The sequence below is a fragment of the Winogradskyella haliclonae genome, from assembly GCF_014635865.1.
In the GTDB taxonomy this organism is placed as follows: Bacteria; Bacteroidota; Bacteroidia; order Flavobacteriales; family Flavobacteriaceae; genus Winogradskyella; species Winogradskyella haliclonae.
The window spans coordinates 1,222,301-1,246,760 of sequence record NZ_BMDQ01000001.1; the positions used below are offsets into that span (position 1 = coordinate 1,222,301).

Here is a 24,460-nt window from a genome sequence, read left to right on the forward strand (position 1 = left end):
TTGGAAGAAAATTAAGCTTAATAGTTTATGTATAACCAGCCAGTGGAAGCTCGACCTGATTCTTTGAGTTCAAGAGTGTAAAAATAGGTGCCTGCAGGTAATTTTTGATTTCTTCTTATAACACGGCCAGCATTTGAGGTGCCATCCCAGTCATTTTGGTAGTTATTGACTTCAAAAACAATATTTCCCCAGCGGTTGTAAATTTTAAGATTATTCTCAAAAGACTCTATACCTTTTATGATAAAAGTATCGTTAGCTCCATCATCATTTGGAGAGAATAAGTTGAAAATTTCAAGTTCATCTTCAGTTACTAAGGCTCCAAAAGTCAAGATTTCGTAATCTAACGGATTAAATACAAAAGAATTAATTGTGCCTTCGGCAAAAGTTCCTGTGACGTTAGAATTTCCTAAATCTTTCCACTCTTGGTCTGAAATATGCCAGCCTACGACTCTTAAGCTAAGTAAATCTGGCACGAGTTGATCTATTTCACTCTCGCTATCCCAAGTAAGTGTTACAAAAGAATTGTCAGGGCCATCAAAATCCCAGAATTCTAAAATACTAATTTGACTTACAATAGACTCTAAGCTATTAGTGTCAAAAGGGTTGGTAAAAACTGAAGGGAAATTAGGGTCTTCATTAAAATATGCAGCCTTTATAATACTATTTGGAGTACTGTTTGTTGTTATTAGAGGGCGAAGCTTATCGTCATCTCCTATAGGAAAGCGAAATTCAGTATTGCCATTAAAACTTGCATAACCATCTGTGTTAGAAATATCAGTTTCTAATACATAAAAGGAATTATCTAAGTAGTCTAAAGAAATTGAAGGATTACTCCTAGGTGTTATAACATCTCCTGTGGTATAGGCAGCACTATTAATAATCTCAGTATTGACATCTAAAAAAAGATGGTTTACAACGTCTACTTCCATATCGTAAAAGCGTGGTATTTGTGAACCAGCAATTGACAATGAATTAGTAGTGTTGTAAAATCCAGCAAGACCAAGGTTTTGATTAAATGTTCCGTTGTTAATTAAATTGACGTGAAAACCGATTTCACCATCTTGGTGAATTTGAATATTGCCTGCGTTTAGTAGAGCTTGCTGTGCAAGACAAAAACTAGAAGAGAAAAATAATATAAAAGTTAGTCTTCTCATGGTTTTACCTGTAAGCCGTAAACATTACTATAAGGCTTTCATCTAAGACGTCATTTCTTACATCAAGATTTCCGCCATTTGTGCCTATTGTATAAGTAATGTTCAAATCAAATCCATCAGTTTCAAACGTATCCACAACTGCTGAGATTACACCGAGGTTGTTTCCATTGTTATTAGTGTATCTAATACCAATGCATTGGGCATCGTTTGAATATCTGGAAATATTATTAATAGATGATCCACTTCCGCCACTAAATATTACAGCTTGATCAATATTGGCGCCATTAGCTCTTGCAAACCCGTGCATGTTTCCAAAAGTATTGTCCAATCTATTGGTATTGTTGCCAGTTCCGCTATTATTGTTTATATCAAAACCTCTTAGGTTAGGTTGTGCAGTAAAAGTAATTTGCGAAGGCTCAAAAGGGAGCGTTCGGATATCTTGAGAATAAGTACCAGTTGTCGTTAAAGTTGTATTGTCTATAATAAAAAAACCAACATATACATTAGAAAAATTTGCTATCCAATCTGTACCGTCATAAGTTTTAGTAACAGTTGTAGTCCCACTAGTATCATACCATATATCACCTTCAACGGGATTAGTTGGAGCTGTGTTTGATGTAGTAACACTATTGTTTCTAATAGTTTCAATAGTACCCTTGTTATCTATAACTCTAACCTCTTGAGCGTTGGTAGCAAAAGAGACTACCAACGTCAAGGTTAGAAATATATAAGTAAATTTTTTAAACAAGGAGTTTTCCACTTTGTATATAGATTAAATTATTTTACAAAGTGAACTTCTATTACATCACCTGCCAATACTGCCCAATCATTAGGAGCTGGAGCTGTAGGAGTTAATGTTACTGTAGATGCAGCAACTGTATAGTCTGTTCCTGCGACTAGTTTTGCTCCATTTCTATAAACATAAACTTGAGCAAAGGCTGGTAAAACAGGAGCACCTGTTAATGGAAACGCAGTTTGTCCCGCAGTTGCTGTAAATGCTTCTTGACCGCTTTGTATGATGTCAGTTGCTAAAATTTTTCTAGTCTCTCCAGTAGCTTCATCACGCACAAGAATTGTCCATCCAGTACCAGTTGCTCCACCACCTTGAGCATTTTCTGCATCAACTGCATTTGTTGAAGCTGCTCCAGTTTCAAGAGATAGCCCATCAAGTGCAAAGGCATTGCCGTCTGCTGTAATGTAAGTGTCATTTGTTAATGTACCACCTAACTGCCATGTAGATACATATCCTCCATCTGGTGTAGCGTCTGTTAGAATAGTTAAACCATTCTGAACTTGAAGAAACTTCTTTGTTCCTTTGTTGTCAATAACTCTAATAGTTCCGTTAAGTACACTAGCCTGGCTTACATCTTCACCTTTACCAACGTCACCAGTTGTTTGTTGGGCATTACCTAAACTAAAGGTTAATATAGCTACTAATGCTAATCCTAATTTTAAAAAATTTGTTTTCATGTTTTACTTGTTTTTAATTATTAATTTTTGATATGGTTATATTTAGTTTAATTGTACTATTCTTATTTCATCACCAGCAAAGCAAATGGCTTCTGGTTCAACTTCAATAGTTGTTGCATTTATTATTGTAAAGGCTATTCTTGCACCATTTCTATAAACATCAATTTTATTAATATCTATTGCATTTAGTGGCGTGGTAAATTGAGATTGCCCTTCTGTAGCAATAATTACGACTTGCTGTTGCTGTACTATGTTTGTAGCTGGAACTTGAGCTAATTCACCTGTTGTATTATCTACAACAACTACACTATTTGTACCGTCTAGAGTTGTAGTTTGTAAACCTTGCAAAGCCAAAGTGTTAGTGCTATCTGTTGTAATCACAGTTGGTGTAATTAGCGCACCTCCTAATTGAATAGTATTACTAGTTATAGTAACGCCATTGTCTGCATTTAAAACCTGGTTAACTGTAATCCAATTAGTGCCGTCATATGTAAATAAATCACCATTGTCTTCATTGACATAAATATCTCCGGCTACAACATTATCTAGGAGTGTGTTATCAGGAGGCCCATTCCCACTTCGAGGATTAATATTTATGGGAAGCCATTCTGTGCCATTCCAGATACTGGCAATATTATTTGTTGGATTAAACCAGTAATCCCCAATTTCATTGGTAATAGGGGCAATATTAGAAACACTAATTGTTGGTTCGTTACATAAGTTTCTCCAATTAATACCATCAAAGGCAAAAATGCATTCTAAGTCAATATTGTAAACTAAAGCTCCTGGAAGAGGTGTAAGTGCATTTATTTGAGAGTCAGAAAGTCGAGTAAGTACAAATACTTTGTTATTACTCTCTAATTCTAAGACTGAATTAGAGTCGATTAGTGCAGGGTTATCACCAATCTTGACTTGTGAAAAAGCCAATAAAGGCATAATAACCAACAAAATTAAAACGACCGATGTTTTAAAATTATTTAGCAATTACTAAAGGGATATCTAAATTTTAGTAAAAATAAATAAAAAATAAGTAATAATGCGTAAGAAATTAATATTTATTTAACAGGAAAATACTTCATTAATTTGTGAATTAATGATTTATTCAGATATTAGAGTTAATATTTTTACAATGGATTTTTCTTTTAAAATTTTAGATAAGCACCATATAAATGATGTCATACCTCTTGTTTATAAATTAAATGAAGGTCGTGTATCAGAAACTCTTTTGAAAGAAAGATTTCGCGAAATGGTTGAGCAAAACTATGAGTGTGCTGTAATCTTAGATAAAGAAAAGCTTATAGGTGTGACAGGACTATGGTTTTGTACAAGACATTATGTAGGTAAATCTGTTGAGCTAGATCATGTATACATCTCAGAAGAATATAGAAGTATGGGACTGGGTAAAAAATTTATGCAATGGATTACTAAATATTGTCAATCAAAAGGGTGTAACTCAATGGAGCTTAATACCTATGTAAATAATTATCCTTCACATAAGTTTTACTGTAATGAAGGTATGGAAATTTGGGGATATCATTTTTTTAAACATTTGTAATTATTTCAAAAACGCTAAAGAGGTGTTAGTTTCAATTTCATAAGGTGGTTTATCATGAGTAAATATTCTTGCATCTAAAAGACCTCTCAAGGTTATTGATTTATTTTTTACTTCTATCCAACTACCTTCTCGAATCCCTATTACAGGTTGTGTGTTAAATTTATGAAACTCTTTTATTCGGGTTTCACGAGTTTCTCCCATATGTGTGCTGCCTTTAATTGGGTCTAGGTAATGTGGGTTAATATTAAATGGCACTATTCCTAGGGTTTTAAAACTTGGTGGATATACAATAGGCATATCATTAGTTGTATTCATGGTGAGTCCACAAATATTACTGCCTGCACTTGTACCTAAATAAGGAGTGCCATTGTCTATAGCATCTTTTAATGGCTCCAGAATTTTGTTTTTATAGAGCTGGTTAACAAGAACAAAGGTATTACCTCCACCAGTAAAAATTCCTTTAGCTTTTTTAATGGCTTCAATAGGGTTATTAAACTCATGTAATCCTACAACTTTGATATCTATTTTAGCAAAAGCTTTTGCAGCAATGGCTGTATAATCATCATGAGATATTCCACTAGGTCTGGCGTATGGTACAAATATGATGTCCTCAATTCCGCTATAGTGTTGCTTGAGAGTATCTAAAAGATAGTCAAGGTAACCACTACCATGTATTGTTGATGTGCTGGCAATAATTGCAGATTTCAAAGTATTAGATTTTTTTGAATTAATGTCTAGTTCTAATGTAAAAATAAGAGTTTGAATCTAAAGCTTACATTATCATTTAACAAAACTTTACCACGCACTTATTATCTTTTTAAGATTACAACCCCGACATTTATATAACTAAGATTAACCAACCATGAGAAACGCCGTTTTTTCCTTTATTTTAATTTTTATAACAACCATTGGTTATGCTCAAGAAACTCAACGGGTAGAAATCAATGGCCGAATTAATGTTGAGACTGAAGATAAAGAAGGTATTACTGTTTATAACCAAAGTTCTAATAAAGGTGTTACTACTGACGAGAATGGTGCATTTAAAATTGATGTGGCAGAAAATGATATCCTAGCTTTTGGAGCTTTGCAGTTCAAGGACTTTACAATAACCATAGATAAGCGTATTATTAAATCAAGGCAGGTATCTGTGCGTTTGGTAGAAGAAGTTAATAAACTCGATGAGGTTATTGTATTGCCATATGATTTATCAGGTAATATTAATGTAGATGTTGAGGCTGTCAGAACTTATAATGTTGAAATGGCAGAAATCTATAAAGGTCAAGAAGATTTTGATGACTATAAGTTTTCAGCTGATAATAAAACTAAAATAGACGATCCACTTTTAGACGAGAATAGATTTAGAAATGGCTTAAATATTGCCAATCTCTTCAAGCTTTTTTTAAAGAAAAAGGGAGCGCCTAAAACAGAAGTTGAGATTTTTGAGGAAAAGCAAAGTCTTATTGCAAAGCGTTACAGCGCAAATTTCTTAAAAGATAACTTTAAAATACCAACAGATTTAACAGAAGCTTTTATTGAATACATAGAGAATAAGGGATATGAAAAGTCACTCTTATTGCGTAAAAACGAAATATTTCTTATTGAATTTCTCGAAAAAGAAAGCCAATTATTTTTATTGTCTAGAGAGTGAGAATACGTTTTTATTTGATTTTAGTGTCCACGCTATGTCTTAGTGTTACCGCATCTGCTCAATTAATAGATTTAAAAGGTAAAGTTATTGGTAGTGGAGAGGTTGAAGGCATTCATATACTAAACAAAACGGCTTTAAAATACATAGTAACAGATACTGATGGCAGTTTTGTGATTCCGGTTAAATTTAATGATACACTAACCATTTCTGGATTAAGATATAAAACCAAAGAGATCGTTATTGATAAATCTATACTAGCAAAAAAAGGCGTAGAAATTTTTCTTACTGAGAACGTCACTCAATTAGACCAAGTCATAGTTGGTAAAATACTTACGGGTAATTTAGGGTCAGACATTAAAAATCAAGAGGTAGAAACGCCAATAAATTTTTATGATTTGGGTATTCCAGGATATACAGGTAAGCCAAAAACACTAAATGAACGCAAACTCGCTGAAGCGACATCTGGAGGTGGTCTGGTTCCTCTTAACCCTATTATTAATGCAATTACAGGTCGAACAAAAATGCTTAAACAACGTATTAAATTAGATAGAAAAATAAAATGCGTAGAGCAATTAAAAGCTGCTTATCAAAATATAATTTTTGAAGGAGAAGGTTTTTCAGAAGAGTTACAAAATAGATTTTTTAACTTTATCATGGATAGTGAGAAACTCCAAGATGCCTGCAATGCAGGTAATGTATTGACACCAATAACATTCCTAAAAGAAGAACTTAAGTTATTCAAAATTCAGTTGGCCTCAAATGACAAAAAAGACTAACATATTTATCATCTTGATTGTTCTAATTGCTGGTACAGTTAATGCTCAATTAAAGACTCTAAAAGGAGTTGTTTTAGCTAATGGAGATGTTGAAGGTGTACACATACTCAATAAATCTTCTGTAAAATATACAGTTACCAATACGGATGGAAGTTTTGAAATATTAGCAAAACCAAAAGATACACTAACAATATCTGCATTAAAATATCAAACAAAAGAAATTGTTTTAGGCCAAGAGTTTTTCGAATCTCGAGCTCTAAGAGTCTATCTGGAAGAAAAGGTTAATGAATTAGAAGAGGTTGTGGTTGGTGAAATTCTTACCGGAAATATTGGTTCAGATATTGGTAATGTTGAATTAAAAGATGAGCTTAATTTTTACGATTTAGGCATCCCAGGTTATACAGGAAAACCCAAAACCATACCAGAGCGGAAGCTTGCAGATGCAGATGCAGGAAGTTGGGGATATGTTGGGCTAGGGTTTGGTGTTAATTTTCATAAGCTGTTAAATAAAGTTAGTGGTCGCACAAAAAAGCTTAAGGCAATTGTTGAGTTAGACGAAAAAGATAAATGTATGAAGCGTATGCGAGATTTTTATTCTGAAAGTATATTTGATAAAGAAGAATTTACCGAACCTCAAAAAGCAGATTATTTCTACTTTTGTATGGATGACTTAAAATTTAAAGATATCTGCAATCGTAATGATCCATCAGAAGTGATTCCGTTTTTAAATGAAAAATTGAAAGCTTACAAACAAAATTTAAATTCAAAAGACGATTAAATTGGCATATGTTTTGTCAATATGTAGATTTTAGAAAGTAAACTCATGAAACAATTCAAATATATACTTGTATTAGTTGCCTCTTTTTTTCTATTAAGTTCTTACTCTAACAAGCATGAGTATTATGTTAGCGTTACAAAGTTAGAGTATGTAAAGGCGCAAAAATCACTGCAGATTATTAGTCAAATATTTATTGATGATTTTGAGAAACTCATTCGCGAACGTTACGACGAAAACATTACTTTGGCTATAGAAGAAGAATCCGAAATGGTTGATGTTTATATAGAAAAGTATTTAAAGTATAAACTAGACATTAAAGTCAATACAAAGGATAGGGACTTTAATTTTATAGGCAAAGAATACAAAGACGATATCGTTTATTGCTATTTAGAAATAGAGAATGTTGAAGACATAAAAACCCTAGAAATTAAAAACGAAGTATTGTTTGATATTTACCCAAAACAGCAAAATATATTGCGTACTAAAGTAAAGGGTAAAGACAAAAGTTTTATTCTTATTCCTGAGAATAACAAAGCTGTGTTAAACTTTGACTAAAAACTACTAAAACAGCAGCATTTTTTCTACTTTAGGCATCATTTTTTAAACACCAAAACTCAATTATGAAGATTTTTAAACACGTTTTATTGGGACTTCTTTTTGTTTCAGCTGGTGCATTTGCACAAGAAACAGAGAAAGAAGAAAAGCCTCAAGGACACACTAACGAAAACAAATTCAAGCAGTTATACGATGAATTTGCAACGCCTAATATGTTCCGTACAGGTTCTGGAGCACCAGGTCCTGCTTACTATCAACAGCAAGCAGATTACAAAATGGACATCGAAATTGACGATGAAAAAGCAAGATTGTCTGGTTACGAAACCATTACTTACACCAACAATTCTCCCGATCCGTTAACTTATCTTTGGGTTCAGTTAGACCAAAATATGCGTGCAAGAGACTCTAAAACACCATTAATTAATGGTAGTGGTTTTGGTCCAGCAACAACACCTGGTAGAGCAGCAGGGTCATACCTTAAAGAACGCTTTGATGGAGGCTTCAATATTCTAGAAGTTTCAGATACAAATGGTAAACCTTTACCACATACTATCAATAGAACGATGATGCGTGTAGAGTTGCCAGTAACACTAAATAAAGGGGATAAGTTTTCATTCAATATTAAGTGGTGGTATAACATTAATGACCACGTTAAAGATGGTGGGCGTTCTGGTTATGAGTATTTTGAAGAAAACGATAACCGGATATACGTTATGGCACAATTCTACCCACGTATGGCTGTATATAATGATGTAGAAGGATGGCAAAATTCTCAATTCTGGGGACGTGATGAGTTTGCATTACCTTTTGGAAATTTTGATGTAAATATTACAGTGCCTGCAGATCATGTTTTAGATGGTACAGGTTATTTAACTAATAGAGAAGAAGTTTTCTCAAAGGAAATGATGAAGCGTTACAACAAGGCTAAGAAATCTTATGATGAGCCAGTTTTAATTGTAACGCAAGAGGAAGCTGAAAAAGCTGAAAAATCTAAAAGTAAAGACAAGAAGACTTGGAAGTTATCTGCACAAATGGTTCGTGATTTTGGTTTTGCAACATCGCGTAAATTTATTTGGGACATGATGGCGGTAAAGCTTGATACTAAAGAAGTCATGGCTGTATCAATGTACTCTAAAGAAGGTAATCCACTTTGGGGAGATTGGTCTACAAAAGTAGTGGCTAGTACACTAAAGAGTTACTCTCGTATGACATTTGATTATCCTTACCACAAGGCTATTTCTGCACATGCACCAATGGGTATGGAGTATCCAATGATATGTTACAATTTTGGTCGCCCAAATAAAGACGGTACGTACTCTGACCGTGTTAAGTTTGGTATGATGGGTGTTATTATTCATGAAGTTGGTCATAATTGGTTTCCAATGATTATCAATAGTGATGAGCGTCAATGGACATGGATGGATGAAGGCTTAAACACTTTTGTGCAGTATGTCGCTGAACAAGATTTTGGTGAGTGGTATCCAGCTGCATTATCGCCAGGGCAAACAAAGTATCCTTCGCGACGTGGACCAGCAAAAAATATTGTAAGGTATATGGGCGGAAATCAAGATTTTATAGCGCCTATTATGACAAAAGGGTTAAATACCTATCAATTTGGAAGCAATGCATACTCAAAGCCTGCTACTGGACTTAATATATTAAGAGAGACAATAATGGGGCGCGATTTGTTTGACTATTCGTTTAAAGAATATGCTAATCGTTGGAAGTTTAAGCACCCAACTCCAGAAGACTTTTTCAGAACAATGGAAGATGCATCGGCTGTAGATTTAGATTGGTTTTGGAGAGGTTGGTTCTATACAACTGATTATACAGACATCTCTGTAAAAGAGGTAAAGAAGTTTGCAATAACAGCAAAACCTACTGAAGAAGGTAAAAAAATAGCAGAACGTTTTAATATGGATACTGCAGATTTATTATACTTTGTTGAAGAAGGAAAAGATGGTTATGATGAAGCCTTAAAAGCAGGAGATTTATCAGATTTACCAACTGTAAAAGAATTTGTTATGGATAATTTCACTCCAGAGCAACGCAAAGAAATGAAATCCCCTAAGTACTTTTATCAAGTGACATACGAAAAGCCAGGCGGATTAGTAATGCCTTTAATAGTGGAGTATACCTATGCAGATGGAAGTAAAAAGAGAGAAACGTATCCTGCACAAATATGGAGGCTAAATGATAAATCTGCATCAAAGGCTATTGCTTCAGATAAAGAAATTGTATCTATTCAAGTTGATCCAGATTTAGAAACTGCTGATGTAGATACATCTAATAACTCATGGCCAAGAGAGGTGAAAGAAAGTGAGTTTAATAAGTTTAAGAAGAAAATCAAAGACTAATTATAGTTATATGAATAATAAAGCCGACTTTAACGAGTCGGCTTTTTTTATTAGATAAAGTCGCTCTATATTTGCATTATGTTTAGTCAACCTACATTATTATTTATTGGAGGTACAGAAATCATCTTTATACTATTTATAGTAGTTATGGTTTTTGGAGCTGATAAAATTCCTGAAATAGCTCGTGGATTAGGAAAAGGTATGCGCACACTTAAAGATGCAACCAATGATATAAAGCACGAAGTGACAAAAAGTGCAAAAGAGAACGGTATAATTGATACTGAAGTTACTCAGAGTATCAATGAAGAACTTAATAAGGTACGAGATGAGGTTGAAGACTTTGCGGGGTCAGTAAAACGCAAGCCTTAAATCGATTATTTTTTCCTGCTAATGGTTAACCCATCTCTAATGGGTAGAACAACCGTTTCAATTCTTGAATCGTTTTTAAGAAGTCTATTATAATCCAAAACTGCTTTTGTAGAGATGTCTTTTGGATTTAGTTTTTCAACAACTTTTCCATGCCATAACACATTATCTGATAAGATAACGCCTCCGGGATTTAACTTGTCTATAATTAAATGAAAGTAATTGCTATAATTAGGTTTATCTGCATCAATAAATACCAAATCAAAACTTACATTAATTTGTGGTATAATGTCTAATGCATTACCGACATGCTGAATGATTTGTTCTCCATAACCAGACTTATCAAAATACCTTCTCTGAAAATCTTCTAGTTCTTCGTTAATATCAATAGTGTGTATTTTGCCTTCTCCTTGAAGGCCTTCAGCTAAACAAAGTGTGGCATAACCAGTAAAAGTACCTAGTTCAAGAATGTTTTTTGGGTTAATTAATTTTGAAATCATACTCAAAACGCGACCTTGATACGGACCGCTAAGCATAATTGGCTGCAAGATTTTTTGATATGTTTCTCTTGTGAGTTGTTGAAGTAATTCTGGTTCAGTTTCAGAATGTGAAACAACATAATCATCTAACTTTTCAGGAAGAAAGTGCATTAACTTAAAATACGTTTAACGAGTTTGTCTTTTGCTTCAATATCATCTCCAAATAACCAACGTAACACATTGCATTCCCAGATTTCATCATATTCTGTTTGGTTAATAATATCTCTATCGATGGCTAAATCTAAAATTTTTCCAGGATACGAAGATTGGGCGTCACTTTCCATTTCGCCAAGAGGATATGGGTCATCTAAGCCCATAATAACCTGTTTAGCGCCTTGTCTTTCTATCATGAGTTTAAGAGAGTCAGTGTCATGCACCAAAGTATCAAAATAGATATTTGGATGCCCAACAGCTTTTCTAGGATGATGTTTGCCTTCAAATAAATCTGGTCTGCCATCAAAGCCTTGAATGCGTCGTCCTAAATTCATCTGTGCTAGCTGACCACCGTGAGCAAAGCATGTTCTAATATTAGGGAAGCGTTCCTGCATACCGTTTAAAGTATAGAAATGATATGCGTCGCCACATTGTGCGAGCATCCATATAAGATGAAAACGCCAAGCAGTATTTTCTAGATTTATCATTTTGTCTCCATCATAAGGATGAATCTCTATCGCTAGTTTATACTTATCTGCAAGTTCAAAAATAGGATCATTCTCTTTGTCAAAAACAGAACGCCATTGACCTATAGAATCCATAAAATGTGTTGGTAAACACAACACATTAAGCCCTAGCTCTTCAACACAACGTTCAACCTCCCATAAAGCACCATGGATAAAACCAGGATGTACAACAAAGCCACATGTGAATTTTTTAGGATTATCATGCTGCACTCTTGCATTGAAATCATTTTGGAAACGTAATGCTTTTTTCATTTCCTCTAAACGAAGACCATTTCCGTATAATTGAGAAAGGTTTAGTACAACAGCGTGGTCTAATCGATTTTTCTCCATCCAATCTAGTTTTTCATTTAAGAAAAAACTAGAATCTGTAACTGGACGTTTCCAGCCTTTTTGCAGCATGTATTTGCGCTCATCATCTACCCAAAAAATCTCTTTATCTTTCATAAACTGAGGAATCTCCTCAGGATAGGGAAGTAGGTGAGAATGGCCGTTAATTCTTAGTTTACGTTTAGTCATCTAACTTTACTTTCTTTGGAGCTTGCATTACAGCGCTACAATTTGGACATGTGCGTTTCTCAGCATCACCATAATATTTATCAAAGATTTTTGGCATGTCAGTTTCAATATTATCTACTGTAAAATCTTCCTCATATAACTTTGTGGTACAGTTTTCACAAAACCACAATAGTGCATCTTGTACACCTTTTTCTCGAGGGTATTCTATAACTAAACCAACAGTATTGGCACCACGCTGAGGCGAGTGTGGCACTTTTGGAGGTAACAGAAAAATATCACCTTCCTTAATATGAATATCTTTTGGTGTGCCTTTATCTATAACTTTGAGAACTATATCACCTTCAACCTGATAGAAAAATTCGGGTGTTTCGTTGTAGTGATAATCTTTTCTACTATTTGGTCCACCGACAACCATAACAATATAGTCACCATCTTTCCAAACGACCTTATTGCCAACAGGAGGCTTAAGCAAATGACGATGTTCTTCAATCCATGCTTTGAAATTTACTGGAGGATATAGCTTACTCATCTTGTTTAGGTTTATTGTTTAGTTATAAAGTTACAAACTTTTAGTTCTACCACCATCAACCGGAAGATTAATTCCGTTAATATATGAAGCACGTTCACTTGCTAAAAATGTAATAGCATGAGCAGTCTCTTCGGGCTTTGCGAAGCGTTTTGCTGGTACAGCATTTTGCATTGCTAACGCAGCAGCATCTTCTGTTTGACCAGTTTTTGACGCTTTATTTTTTATAATTTGAGATAAACGCTCAGTAGATGTAGCTCCAGGTAAAACATTATTCACAGTAATGCCAAACTGTCCAAGTTCATTGGCCAGAGTTTTACTCCAATTAGCGACTGCGCCTCTAATTGTATTACTAACACCTAGTCCGTCTAAAGGTTGTTTTACAGAAGTAGAAATCACATTAATAATGCGGCCATATTTTTCACTTTTCATAAAAGGAACAAGGGTTTGGGCCAATATATGATTGCACTTTAAATGTTGGGTAAATGCATTCTGAAATTCACCTAAGTCAGCAGAAAAAACTGGCCCGCCTGCAGGGCCACCAGTATTATTTATGAGTATATGAAACCCATGATGTGTTTCAACATAATTTGAAACTTTAGTCTTTAGGTCTTCAGGATTTGAAAAATCTGCAACGATGTAACTGTGATTTCTGTGCGAAGGTAGTTCGGTTAAAACAGTTTTTAGTTTGTCTTCATTTCTTGCAATTAATGTTACATTTACACCTTCTTCAGCTAAAGCTAAAGCTGTTGCTTTACCTATACCTTGTGTACTACCACAAACGAGTGCGTTTTTATTATTGAGTTCTAAGTTCATTCTTTTAATTAACAAATTTAAAACTGCCCAACATTTTATTTGCCGATTCTTTGTAAGTATCAAATTCAGCCGTAGAACTAGAGAATGTAAGTGCATACCCTGTTCCGCCTCTCACAAAAATAACTTGTTTAAATTTTAAAATCATGTTATTGCCAAAGTCTGCAGACCATATGATTTCTTGACAATCTATACCATTTAGTGTTTTAGATTCGTTAGAAATAATCTTAGCTGTAGGGATTTGAATAGCAACTTGATCTAAAGATATTTTTGCATAATCTGCAGCTGTAAGTTCTTGCCCTTGAAGAGACTCTGTCGATAGATTTATATTTTCCCTGAATTTGTCATTAGCTTGGGTTGATTCATCTGAAAGAATCATAAATTGTATGGAAGGTTGTATTTTTTGTTCACTTATTTCCCATGCAGTATTATACTCTATGGTATAATTGTCTTTTGTGAATGTTTTCATCTCCTGCGCGAATGTAAAAGTCATTGCAAAAGATAATCCTAGAGTAAGTATTCTCGTTTTCATAATTTATTGTTTTTAATATTTAATACATATATTTTTTGGTTCAGTAAAAAAACGAAGTGCTTCAAAGCCACCTTCGCGGCCAATGCCACTGGCTTTTACACCTCCAAAAGGAGTGCGTAAGTCTCGCATCATCCAGGTATTTATCCAAACGATTCCGGCCTGCAATTGATTACTAATACGCATGGTACGTTTTATGTCATTTGTCCACAGTGTTGCCGATAATCCATATTTTACTTTGTTTGCCATTTGCAGGACGTCATCTTCAGTATTAAAAGGCATGATTGTTACAATTGGTCCAAAAATTTCTTCTTGGTTAACACGGCATTCGTCATCTGGGACTTCAATTACTGTTGGTTCTAAATAATAGCCATCTTCATAACCTTTGATAATCAAATCATTACCACCACAAAGAATTGTTCCGTGCTCTTCTTTCGCGATATTAATATACGCTTTTACTTTTTCGAGATGAGATTTTGATACTAAAGCACCAATATTAGTAGAAGTTTTAGACGGATGACCAACTTTAAGTGCTTTTACTTTTGCTACAAAATCAATTTTGAATTTTTCATATATAGACGCTTCTACAAAAATGCGACTTCCGCATAAGCATATTTGCCCTTGATTAGCAAATGATGACCTTACGGTAGTATTTAGCATATCTTCATAATCGCAATCTGCAAATATGATGTTCGGATTTTTTCCGCCTAATTCTAAAGATAGCTTTTTAAACATCGGTGCAGCGACCTTGGCAATATGTGCACCTGTTGCTGTGCCACCTGTAAAACTTATAGCTTTTATGTCTGGATGTTCTACAATGGTTTGACCAGTTGTAGTACCTAAACCGTGGACAATATTTAATACGCCTTTTGGTAGGCCAGCTTCATTGCAAATTTCACCTAACAAATATGCTGTCATTGGTGTGACTTCGCTCGGTTTGGCAACCACGCAATTTCCTGCGGCTAGAGCAGGCGCAATTTTCCATGTAAAGAGATAGAGTGGCAAATTCCAAGGACTAATACAACCCACAACGCCAATAGGTTGACGCAAGGTGTAATTGATTGCTTGCTGTCCAACAGATTCATGGCTTTCGCTTGCAAATTGAGTGATAGCATTCCCAAAAAAACGAAAGTTACTTGCAGCTCTTGGAATGTCTACGGCTTTGGCTAAGCTAATTGGCTTACCATTATCTTTACTTTCTGCTTCAGCAAAACGGTCTAGATTAATTTCTAATAATTCTGAAATTTTAATTAATATTCTACTTCGCTCTTCCAGAGTGGTTTGAGACCAAATTGGAAATGCAGATTTTGCTGCGATATAGGCGTTTTCTACATCGTCTTTTGAAGAGTTTGGGATTTGCCCATAGACGTCTCCGTTTGATGGATTGTAATTGTCTATCCACTCATTTTGAAGTGGATTATGAAACTTTCCGTTGATGTAGTTTTGGATGTTCATTATAGTTTTTTATAAGCCATCACCTTAATTTCAACCACCAAATCTGGGTGAGGTAGTTGATGTACAGCGACAGTTGTACGTGTTGGTCCAGTGTCTTTGTCAAAGAATTCAGCATAGGCTTTGTTATAATCTGCAAAGTCATTCATATTTACTAAGAAAGACGTCACATCAACGACGTCTATTAAACTTGCGCCTTCTTTAGCCAAGTTACGCTCAATATTTTTTAAAACTTCCTGAGTTTGGGTATAAGCGTTTAACTTTTTTGTTCCCATCTCGTCAATAATGTCAACACCAGCAATGGTATTATCTGGGCGACGAGAGCTAGTACCAGATACAAATATAAAATCGCCTACACGTTTTGTGTGCGGATATGCGCCTCTTGGTGTTACTGTTTTTTCACTCATAAGCTTAATCTAATCCCGCAATTCTATCATCTTCTAGGATTGCTTCTGTTTCTGTTTTAACTTTATCTAAAATATCTTTAATGTCATCTTCTGTAGAAATAATGCCATCAGACAACATGTTTAAAATTGCTTTGTCTTGAGCTCGACCTCTTAGCATGGCTTCTCTGTAGCCAATATGTTCATTAAAGGTAACTAAACTATATTTTGAAGAATAATCTTCAGGATATTCTTTTTCAAGTGCCATCTCAATTTTTCGCTTTTCTTGAAATATAACTTGGCCTACGTGGTCTTTCATTTCATGAAAATTATCAATTGCTAAATCTGCTATAGCATCAGTGTCCTTCTTTCTTGTTTTTTCGTACTCAGAGAATATAGTTTCCCATCCAGCCTTGCCGCTAGACAAGTCGCCTTCATATTTATTTAAAATTGAATCAAATTCTACAACATCTTCAAAAGAAGCATTCATACCTTGTCCATAAAAAGGAACAATCGCATGTGCAGAATCACCCATCAGTAGAGTATTACCTTTATAATGCCAAGGCGAACATTTTACTGTCCCTAGTGGCGCAGTTGGGTTTTCAAAGAAATCTTCAACCAAATTAGGCATGAGTTCTAAGGCGTCTGGAAATTCTTTTTGAAAGAACTCTGTGACTATTTCTGGAGTTGATAGATTATTAAAATTATATTCACCTTCGTCATAACTCAAGAAAAGCGTTACTGTAAAACTGCCGTCTAAATTTGGTAATGCAATGACCATGAAATCACCACGCGGCCAAATATGTAAAGCATTTTTATAAGTTTTATAATCGCCATTCTCTGTTGGTAGAATAGTTAATTCTTTATAGCCATGTGTTAGATAGTCTTGAGAGAAGCTAAATAGAAATTTACGTTCTAAATAATAACTTCTACGTAATGCAGAGCCAGCACCATCAGTTGCTATAATACAATCGGCATCTTCAATAAATTCATCTTTAGTTTCATAATCTTGAAAACGCGCAGTCGTGTTTTCAAAATCAACGGACAGACATTTTTTGTTGAAGTGTATGGAAACATTTTTATGTTTTTCAGCTTCGTCTAATAACAAAGCATTAAGTCCACCTCTAGAAATAGAATTGATGTACTCATGGTCGCGTCCACTATAGTTAGACAAAAACGTATTTCCTTGTCTGTCATGGAGCATACGCCCATTCATAGGAATACAAAGCGCTTTTACTTTTTCTTCAATTCCGACGAGCTTCATGCCTTTATTACCGCGGTCAGAAAATGCTAAATTAATAGAGCGACCAGCAGAAATATCTGTTTTACGCAAATCAGGACGCATTTCGTACACATTAACATTATAACCACGTTGCCCCATACGAAGTGCTAAAAGACTTCCGCACAAACCGGCTCCTATAATGAGTGTGTTTTGTTGTTTGTCTTTCATAAAATTGTTTTCAGTCTTTCAACAAATTGGTACACATCCATAAACGAATTGTATAACGGTACTGGTGCACAGCGAATGACGTCTGGCTCACGCCAATCTGTTATGACTCCCGTTTCTGTTAATTTTTTATGTAATGTTTTATCTGCATTTTTTACCTGAATAGATAATTGGCAACCACGTTCTTCAGGATTAGAAGGTGTGATAATTTTAATATCAGATTTATTTAATCTATTGATTAAAAATTCAAAATAGCCGGTCAATGTTTTTGATTTTAAACATAATTTATCAAAACCTGCATCTTTAAAAACATCTAAAGACGCCCTAATTGCTGCCATTGATAATATAGGTGGATTACTCAACTGCCAACCTTCAGCACCTGGTAATTGGTCAAACTCATCACGCATTCTAAAACGTGTTTCTTTATTATGACTCCACCAACCTGTAAATCTATTCAGGTCTTTTCTGTTGGCGTGACGCTCATGCACAAAAGCGCCAGATAAACTTCCTGGGCCAGAATTTAAATATTTGTAAGTGCACCAAACTGCAAAGTCTGCACCAGAATTATGTAAATTAAGTTGTACGTTTCCTGCACCATGCGCACAATCAAAACCAACCGTACACCCGTAACTGTGGCCTAGCTCAGTGATGCGTTTTAAATCAAAAAATTGCCCTGTATAATAATTAACACCGCCAATCATAATGAGTGCTATTTCATCACCACGATTTTTTAGGATAGTTTCTAAGTCTTCGTAATTAGCAAGTTCTTCATCGTCACGAGATTTCCATAATATTAATCCGTCTTTATCATCATAACCATGATGTCTTAATTGTGATTCAACAGCATATTTATCACTAGGAAAAGCGTCTGCCTCTATTAAAATTTTATACCGCTTAGGTGAAGGCTTATAAAAGCTTACCATCATTAAATGCAAATTGGCGGTAAGTGAGTTCATTACTATCACCTCTATCGGTTTTGCACCAACAATCTCTGCCATAGTTTCTGAAAGAAACTCATGATAGTGTAACCATGGGTTTTGACCTTCGGTATGACCTTCGACACCAAGATTTGCCCAATCTTCAAGTTCTTGGGTAATATAGCTTTTTGTAATTTTTGGTTGTAGACCTAAAGAATTTCCAGTCATATAAATCAATTCATTTCCGTTTTTGTCTTTAGGGATGTGAAATTGATTTCGGTATGCTGCTAATTGGTCGTTTTGGTCTAGCTGTTTGGCAAAATCGAGACCTAGTTTATAGTTAGACAAATTGTGATTGCGTTTTGGTGTCTAACAAAAATAAGGATTTGATAGGCATAAAAAAAGCGCCTTGAACACAAAGCGCTGGAGAATATATATAGACGCCCAAAGGCGGAAAACATAAGATATACGATTTAAGTCGAAACCTAAGCGCGAACCTTACATTATACTTTAGAAAACCTTAATCTCGGTTTTTACTTTTACGTCTGTAAAATTAAGGTTCCATTTACCATTGTCTTTCTTGTGGTCAATTGCAATTTTGATACCGTTATAATCTCTATAATTTTCAAAAGTGTTAGATAATTGAGGCTCTTCGGAGTTACCTTTTCTAAATGACCATTCCTTAATCATATAATGTTTATCATAATAAATGTCATAGGCATCACCAGGTGTATAACCACCTTCGCTAGGATATAAAATAGTAATCATATCCATGTCGGTTTTACTAATAGGAGCTGTAGCTTTTACAGGTTCAGAAATTGTAGCTGTAGTATCCCAAATCAATTGAAATGGTACTAATAGCCAATATTTGTCATTAATAAATGCGCGATCTGGAGTAATACTTGTAGAGTTAATATTCTTTCTGCTGTATTTTAGAGTATCGTTTCCATCAAAAGCATAGACACTATCTTTTTTTGGTAGCCATGACCATGAGCGGCCACTTCCTTTTATGGTATCTCTGTCAACCGCAAATGTAAATTGTACTTCGGTAACGTTTTTCCAGTTTTCAAAACCGTGAGCATTGGCAATTTTTTCTGCAATGGTCAATTCCTTTTTATCTTTGGTTGGAGTTTCCGATTTATCGGATTTACAACTTAACATAAAAATGAAAACGAATAGAATGGTATATAAAGGTTTCATATTAAAAAATGATAAATTAATTTAGATGTAAAATTACACAACCATGGACGAGAATACTAATTATTTTGAAACCAATAAAGCCACTTGGAATAAAAAAGTAGCGATACATGCGCAGAGTGAGATGTATGATATGGAAGGTTTTAAACTTGGGAAGACCTCGTTAATGCCATACGAATTAGAGGCATTGGGTAATGTTGAAGGTAAATCTTTGTTGCATTTGCAATGTCATTTTGGACAAGATACTTTAAGTTGGAGTAGGATGGGAGCCAAATGCACAGCTGTAGACTTAAGTGATGAAGCTATTAATTTGGCTAAGAAGCTAAATACAGAATTGGGTCTTGATGCAGAGTTTGTGTGTTGTAATGTTTTAGATACTTCAAAATATATTTCAGAAACTTTTGATATTGTTTTTACGAGTTATGGTACTATTGGTTGGTTACCAGATTTGAAACCTTGGGCCAAGATGATAGCAGAGCGTTTAAAGCCTGGAGGTGTTTTTTATATTGTTGAGTTTCACCCTATTTTATGGATGTTTGATTACAACGAAGGCAAGCCCGAAATGAAATACCATTACAGTCAAGACGAAGTGATTTATGAAGAATATGAAGGCACTTACGCAGACCAATCTTCAAAAATGGTAAGTAAAGAATATGGTTGGAATCACGGTTTAGGCAAAGTGGTTAATGCGCTTACAGAAGCCGGTTTGCAAATAGACTATCTCAATGAACATGACGAAAGTCCTTATGATGTATTTCCAGATTTAATTAAAACCGAAGATGGACTTTATAAAATGAAAAATCAGTTGTTTCCTATGCTTTTTGAGATTAAGGCGAGAAAGATTTAGATTTATTTACCCTTGTCGTAATATCTTTTCCATTTTGCGACCTTTAGCCAATTCATCAATCAGCTTTTCCATTTGCCTGCATTGTTTATATAATTTGAACTCGTCTTCTATTTCTTCAATTCTGTAACCACAGACCACGCCTTTAATAAGGTGCTCGTTAGGATGTATTTTGGCATCTTTAAAAAATGTTCCGAAAGTGACTTTATCGTCAATGAGTTGTTGTAGTTTTTTGTCGTCATAACCCGTAAACCATTCTATGACTTGATTCAGTTCTTCTTTTGTTCTGCCATTCTTTATCAACCTATTTAAGTAAAGCGGATAAATGGATGCAAATACCATATTAGCGACTTGTTCATTTTTTTTGGCTGTGACTTTCATTTTTGCATGATTTTGATGGTTATTCTCAATATATCTTTATACAAACCTAATTTTATATTTTGAATCTAGATACACAAGACCAAAAAGGAGTAGTCCAGAAATTATAAATGTCATTATATTAAATCCTAATGAATATTTATTCTTTTTAGATATTTTAAATATCAAATAGAATAGAAAAGCAACTACAATTATAGAAATAGTATAAAGATTTAGCCCCAAATCTAAGCTTACTCTCCCTTCGTCATTTGGTTTAAATTGATTTGCCCATGAAGCTCCCAATCTCATAATAAAAGGCAAGAATAAGAAAGGGTATAACATTATATTTTTGCGTTTTTTTAAAATGAAATAAAACACAATTGCTTGAATTATAGTAAATATTGGCGCAGATATACTTGTGATTATTCGGTGTGCTTTAGGGAGTTTAATTGTTGCGTCTTTTAATGAAGCGCCATTGAGTGTAAACCCAGCATCATATCCTAATAGTTCATAGGCTATCCAATGACTCATCTCATGAAAAAAAAAGGTAAGGAAAGTTGCTAAAACCATTATTGCAACATATTTAGTTAATTGAATAGCATTCATTTAGAGTTTCGTTAGTTTAATTTTTGTAATTGTAGTTATGTATTATCAGTCGTAAGATTCTATTTATGTATATTTTCTCATTTCCTTGGGACCATTTTAAAATAAGAAAAAGTTGAAACTGAAATCAATAATGTTGTTTTATAGCTGGTTGTTTTCATTTGATTTAGTTTTCAGATATAATTGGTGTCATAGATATATAATTAATCATAGACGTATATTTCTTAAATCTACATCAAAATACTAAAAAATAAAAAACCCGTTAGAAACTCTAACGGGTTTATGTTTTAATGTTTTGCGTTTTTTTTCAGGACTTCGGGCATTTTTGCTTGAAAACGTCTTAGTCTTGGTATAGATACCCCTTGTATATAACGTTGATTAGGATGTAGTTTCTCATAATCTTGGTGATAATCTTCAGCTACCCAAAATTTCTGAAAAGGATAGACTTCTGCGGCGATTTTAGCATCTAGTTTTTTGGCCAAAGCCGCTTTTTTTTCTTCTATAATTTTCTTCTGCTCATCATTCTGGTAAAAGATTATAGAACGATATTGAGAACCTCTATCTGGACCTTGCCCATTAACCTGTGTTGGGTTTTGTGATGCAAAATACACATCAACTAAAGTGGCAAAGCTTACCACATTTGGGTCGTAAATAATTTCTACAGCCTCAGCATGACCAGTTCTCCCTGTGTTACTTGCTTCGTAAGTTGGATTTTTGGTGTAACCGCCAGAGTAACCACTAATGGATTCTTCAACACCTTCTACACTTTCATAAACAGCTTCTACACACCAAAAACAACCACTTGCAAAATAAGCACGCGCTTTTCCATTCTTTATTGGAACAACAACTGGGTCTGCATCAATAACAGCTTGTTGTTTTTTATTGATGTTTTGTGCAGAATTATTACAACTAAATAATACAGCAATTACTAATAGAGAGAGATATTTTTTCATTTTGATTTTTTTTGCTTTTTCAATAGTCGTACAAAGTTATATATCCTTATATCTATTTGTTTTAAAATTTTATTAAATAAAAAAGCCTCTGAAATTCAGAGGCCTTAATTACTATTGGGTATAAAATTACTTACTCAGCTTAGCAAATAACTTTTCCATTTTTACTTTTTCTTCTTCGGCTAATGCTGCATCAACCAATATACGACCACTATGCTCGTCAGTGATTACCTTTTTGCGTGCAGCAATCTCAACTTGTACTTGTGGTGGTATTGTGAAGAAAGACCCGCCAGAAGCACCTCTTTCTATTGCTACTACAGCTAAACCATTCTTTACATTATTTCTTATACGTTTGTAAGCAATAACTAAGCGTTCTTCGATTTTCTTTTGAAATTTTTCAGATTCGCTAATAAGTGCTTTCTCTTCTTTTTCTGTTTCTTTAAGAATCTCGTCAAGCTCTCCTTTTTTGTGCTTTAAATGCTCAGAACGCTCTTTTAATTTTTCTTTAGCATCAGAAATGACTTCTTTTTTCTGCTCAATCTGTACTTTATACTCTTTGATATGTTTTTCAGCTAATTGAATCTCTAATTCTTGAAATTCAATCTCTTTGCTTAAAGAATTGTATTCTCTGTTATTTCTAACATTGTTTTGTTGCTCAGAGTACTTTTTGATAAGTGTTTTAGACTCTTCGATTTGGTTTTTCTTAGACTTTATTTCTTCGTCTATAGTGTTAAGGCTATCGTTAAGCTTTTCTAATCTTGTATTAAGGCCTGCAACATCGTCTTCTAAATCTCTTACTTCTAAAGGAAGCTCACCTCTGATGTTTCTAATTTCGTCTACTCTTGAGTCAATTAACTGTAAATCATATAATGCTCTTAATCGCTCTTCTACAGTAGCTTCAGCTTTTTTTGCCATAATTATGAATACTTTACCGGATTTGTATTTGTGTTTGATAAAATGATTGCAAAATTAGTAATTTTTTTTGAGAGATAGTCTACTAAAAACGTTTTTGTGAACTGCTCACTCTCATAATGTCCAATGTCTGCAACGATTATGTCATTTTCGGCAGAGAAAAAGTCATGATATTTAAGGTCTGCCGTTATTAAAACGTCAGCACCAGCCGCTTTTGCAGCACCTATTGCAAAACTACCTGAGCCACCTAAAACGGCAACTTTTTTTACAGGTTTGTTTAGGAATTTTGAATGTCTTACAGACGAAGCCTTCATTTTGCCTTTAACAAATTTGAGAAAATCACTTTCGGATTGTGCATTATCAAGCTCACCAACCATTCCCATACCAATATGTTGGTTGGTGTTATCTAGTGTGGTAATTTCGAAAGCAACTTCTTCGTAAGGGTGCGCTTCGAATAGTGTTTTTAGAATTTTTGATTCTAAATGTTTTTGAAACGTAATATTAACTTGAATTTCTTCCTCTTCTTGTAATTGTCCACTCTGACCAATTACTGGGTTTGAATCTTCATTACCTTTAAATGTGCCAATACCTTCAGTATTAAAACTGCAATTATCATAATTACCAATATTTCCTGCGCCAGCATTAAAAAGAGATTGTCGTAGTGTATTGGCATTAGCTTTAGGAACGTAAGTGGTTAGCTTTTTAATTGTTCCTTTTCGAGGTATTAAAATTTTCTTGTTTTTTAGGCTTAGTTGGTCGCAAATAATAGCATTTACACCTTGAAAAGCATTGTCTAGTGCTGAATGAATAGCAAAAATAGCTATGTTATGTTGTATGGCTTTTATGACTACACGTTCTACATAGCTTTTTCCAGTGAGCTTTTTTAAGCCCTTAAAAATAATAGGATGAAAACTAACTATAAGGTTACACTCTTTTTCAATAGCTTCATCCACAACCGCTTCGAGCGTATCTAAAGTGACCAAAATACCAGTGACAGATTGATTTTTATCACCTACTAAAAGTCCAACATTATCAAAATCTTCAGCATAAGCCAAAGGTGCTAAATCGTGTAAATGGCTAATGACATCTTGTACAAGCATTGAATTTGTGTTTTTTGTAAATATAAATATTAAAGA

At 34.3% G+C, this 24,460-nt stretch carries 28 protein-coding genes; 8 read left to right on the forward strand and 20 right to left on the reverse strand.

The genetic code is table 11. The features are described from left to right. Positions 1-17: 17 nt before the first annotated feature. The 4 genes from IEV10_RS05465 to IEV10_RS05480 form a co-directional block, all read right to left on the reverse strand. Complete coding sequence (locus IEV10_RS05465; RefSeq protein WP_188373675.1) at positions 18-1,154, reverse strand: T9SS type B sorting domain-containing protein; 1,137 nt, start codon at positions 1,152-1,154, stop codon at positions 18-20. 4 nt (positions 1,155-1,158) lie between these two features. Next, entirely contained in the window at positions 1,159-1,869 is a 711-nt protein-coding gene (locus IEV10_RS05470; protein WP_188373676.1) for a hypothetical protein, read from the reverse strand. A 62-nt stretch (positions 1,870-1,931) separates the two neighbouring features. Further along, positions 1,932-2,624 (reverse strand): hypothetical protein, encoded by a 693-nt coding sequence (locus tag IEV10_RS05475; RefSeq protein ID WP_188373677.1) that lies wholly within the window; start codon positions 2,622-2,624, stop codon positions 1,932-1,934. A gap of 42 nt (positions 2,625-2,666) precedes the next feature. Continuing rightward, on the reverse strand, positions 2,667-3,560 hold the full coding sequence (locus IEV10_RS05480; protein WP_188373678.1) for a phage tail-like protein: 894 nt from the start codon (positions 3,558-3,560) through the stop codon (positions 2,667-2,669). Positions 3,561-3,717: 157 nt separating this feature from the next. Here IEV10_RS05480 and IEV10_RS05485 point away from each other — a divergent pair, with 157 nt between their 5' ends. Next, a complete protein-coding gene (locus IEV10_RS05485; protein WP_308694136.1) occupies positions 3,718-4,179 on the forward strand; it encodes a GNAT family N-acetyltransferase in 462 nt (153 codons plus the stop codon). On the opposite strand, the gene pepE is transcribed toward IEV10_RS05485, so the two are convergent. Continuing rightward, on the reverse strand, positions 4,180-4,887 hold the full coding sequence (gene pepE / locus IEV10_RS05490; protein WP_188373679.1) for a dipeptidase PepE: 708 nt from the start codon (positions 4,885-4,887) through the stop codon (positions 4,180-4,182). Positions 4,888-5,041: 154 nt separating this feature from the next. On the opposite strand from pepE, the gene IEV10_RS05495 reads away from it, so the two are divergent. The 6 genes from IEV10_RS05495 (at position 5,042) to IEV10_RS05520 (ending at position 10,662) form a co-directional block, all read left to right on the forward strand. Further along, positions 5,042-5,827 carry a carboxypeptidase-like regulatory domain-containing protein gene (locus IEV10_RS05495; RefSeq protein ID WP_188373680.1) on the forward strand — a complete coding sequence of 262 codons (786 nt, stop codon included), beginning with the start codon at positions 5,042-5,044 and terminating at the stop codon, positions 5,825-5,827. Then, a complete protein-coding gene (locus tag IEV10_RS05500; RefSeq protein ID WP_188373681.1) occupies positions 5,824-6,603 on the forward strand; it encodes a carboxypeptidase-like regulatory domain-containing protein in 780 nt (259 codons plus the stop codon). The genes IEV10_RS05495 and IEV10_RS05500 overlap by 4 nt, the downstream gene beginning before the upstream one ends. Beyond that, positions 6,587-7,381, forward strand: coding sequence for a carboxypeptidase-like regulatory domain-containing protein (locus IEV10_RS05505; protein ID WP_188373682.1), 795 nt, complete (start codon positions 6,587-6,589; stop codon positions 7,379-7,381). Before IEV10_RS05500 ends, IEV10_RS05505 begins: the two co-directional genes overlap by 17 nt. A gap of 45 nt (positions 7,382-7,426) precedes the next feature. Continuing rightward, entirely contained in the window at positions 7,427-7,936 is a 510-nt protein-coding gene (locus tag IEV10_RS05510; RefSeq protein ID WP_188373683.1) for a DUF6702 family protein, read from the forward strand. Positions 7,937-8,001: 65 nt separating this feature from the next. Next, positions 8,002-10,293 carry a M1 family metallopeptidase gene (locus IEV10_RS05515; protein WP_188373684.1) on the forward strand — a complete coding sequence of 764 codons (2,292 nt, stop codon included), beginning with the start codon at positions 8,002-8,004 and terminating at the stop codon, positions 10,291-10,293. Between the two features lie 78 nt (positions 10,294-10,371). Beyond that, on the forward strand, positions 10,372-10,662 hold the full coding sequence (locus IEV10_RS05520) for a Sec-independent protein translocase subunit TatA/TatB (RefSeq protein ID WP_188373685.1): 291 nt from the start codon (positions 10,372-10,374) through the stop codon (positions 10,660-10,662). A gap of 5 nt (positions 10,663-10,667) precedes the next feature. On the opposite strand, the gene IEV10_RS05525 is transcribed toward IEV10_RS05520, so the two are convergent. The 10 genes from IEV10_RS05525 to IEV10_RS05570 form a co-directional block, all read right to left on the reverse strand. Further along, a complete protein-coding gene (locus tag IEV10_RS05525; RefSeq protein WP_188373686.1) occupies positions 10,668-11,309 on the reverse strand; it encodes an O-methyltransferase in 642 nt (213 codons plus the stop codon). Further along, positions 11,309-12,394, reverse strand: coding sequence for an amidohydrolase family protein (locus tag IEV10_RS05530; RefSeq protein WP_188373687.1), 1,086 nt, complete (start codon positions 12,392-12,394; stop codon positions 11,309-11,311). Before IEV10_RS05530 ends, IEV10_RS05525 begins: the two co-directional genes overlap by 1 nt. After that, complete coding sequence (locus IEV10_RS05535) at positions 12,387-12,923, reverse strand: 3-hydroxyanthranilate 3,4-dioxygenase (RefSeq protein WP_188373688.1); 537 nt, start codon at positions 12,921-12,923, stop codon at positions 12,387-12,389. The genes IEV10_RS05530 and IEV10_RS05535 overlap by 8 nt, the downstream gene beginning before the upstream one ends. A 30-nt stretch (positions 12,924-12,953) precedes the next feature. Continuing rightward, positions 12,954-13,736 carry an SDR family oxidoreductase gene (locus tag IEV10_RS05540; RefSeq protein WP_188373689.1) on the reverse strand — a complete coding sequence of 261 codons (783 nt, stop codon included), beginning with the start codon at positions 13,734-13,736 and terminating at the stop codon, positions 12,954-12,956. A gap of 4 nt (positions 13,737-13,740) precedes the next feature. Continuing rightward, positions 13,741-14,265, reverse strand: a complete 525-nt coding sequence (locus tag IEV10_RS05545; protein WP_188373690.1) for a hypothetical protein — start codon at positions 14,263-14,265, stop codon at positions 13,741-13,743. Positions 14,266-14,277: 12 nt separating this feature from the next. Then, on the reverse strand, positions 14,278-15,717 hold the full coding sequence (locus IEV10_RS05550; RefSeq protein ID WP_188373691.1) for an aldehyde dehydrogenase: 1,440 nt from the start codon (positions 15,715-15,717) through the stop codon (positions 14,278-14,280). Then, the gene (locus IEV10_RS05555) at positions 15,717-16,121 is read right to left on the reverse strand and encodes a RidA family protein (RefSeq protein WP_188373692.1); all 405 of its coding nucleotides are present in this window, start codon (positions 16,119-16,121) and stop codon (positions 15,717-15,719) included. Before IEV10_RS05555 ends, IEV10_RS05550 begins: the two co-directional genes overlap by 1 nt. A gap of 4 nt (positions 16,122-16,125) precedes the next feature. Beyond that, complete coding sequence (locus tag IEV10_RS05560; protein ID WP_188373693.1) at positions 16,126-17,547, reverse strand: FAD-dependent oxidoreductase; 1,422 nt, start codon at positions 17,545-17,547, stop codon at positions 16,126-16,128. Continuing rightward, complete coding sequence (kynU, locus tag IEV10_RS05565) at positions 17,544-18,809, reverse strand: kynureninase (protein ID WP_188373694.1); 1,266 nt, start codon at positions 18,807-18,809, stop codon at positions 17,544-17,546. Before kynU ends, IEV10_RS05560 begins: the two co-directional genes overlap by 4 nt. A 162-nt stretch (positions 18,810-18,971) precedes the next feature. Next, positions 18,972-19,661, reverse strand: coding sequence for a hypothetical protein (locus tag IEV10_RS05570; protein ID WP_188373695.1), 690 nt, complete (start codon positions 19,659-19,661; stop codon positions 18,972-18,974). A 43-nt stretch (positions 19,662-19,704) separates the two neighbouring features. Between IEV10_RS05570 and IEV10_RS05575 the strand changes: the two genes are divergently transcribed. Next, positions 19,705-20,505 carry a class I SAM-dependent methyltransferase gene (locus IEV10_RS05575; protein WP_188373696.1) on the forward strand — a complete coding sequence of 267 codons (801 nt, stop codon included), beginning with the start codon at positions 19,705-19,707 and terminating at the stop codon, positions 20,503-20,505. A 6-nt stretch (positions 20,506-20,511) separates the two neighbouring features. Here IEV10_RS05575 and IEV10_RS05580 read toward each other — a convergent pair whose 3' ends face one another. The 5 genes from IEV10_RS05580 to IEV10_RS05600 form a co-directional block, all read right to left on the reverse strand. Beyond that, the gene (locus tag IEV10_RS05580; RefSeq protein WP_188373697.1) at positions 20,512-20,883 is read right to left on the reverse strand and encodes a DUF2200 domain-containing protein; all 372 of its coding nucleotides are present in this window, start codon (positions 20,881-20,883) and stop codon (positions 20,512-20,514) included. A gap of 36 nt (positions 20,884-20,919) precedes the next feature. Continuing rightward, on the reverse strand, positions 20,920-21,465 hold the full coding sequence (locus tag IEV10_RS05585) for a hypothetical protein (RefSeq protein ID WP_188373698.1): 546 nt from the start codon (positions 21,463-21,465) through the stop codon (positions 20,920-20,922). A 284-nt stretch (positions 21,466-21,749) separates the two neighbouring features. Next, positions 21,750-22,415 (reverse strand): peptide-methionine (S)-S-oxide reductase MsrA, encoded by a 666-nt coding sequence (gene msrA, locus IEV10_RS05590; protein WP_188373699.1) that lies wholly within the window; start codon positions 22,413-22,415, stop codon positions 21,750-21,752. Between the two features lie 126 nt (positions 22,416-22,541). Then, on the reverse strand, positions 22,542-23,327 hold the full coding sequence (locus tag IEV10_RS05595; RefSeq protein WP_188373700.1) for a zinc ribbon domain-containing protein: 786 nt from the start codon (positions 23,325-23,327) through the stop codon (positions 22,542-22,544). A gap of 2 nt (positions 23,328-23,329) precedes the next feature. Then, positions 23,330-24,424 (reverse strand): Nif3-like dinuclear metal center hexameric protein, encoded by a 1,095-nt coding sequence (locus tag IEV10_RS05600; RefSeq protein WP_188373701.1) that lies wholly within the window; start codon positions 24,422-24,424, stop codon positions 23,330-23,332. Between the last annotated feature and the right edge of the window lie 36 nt (positions 24,425-24,460).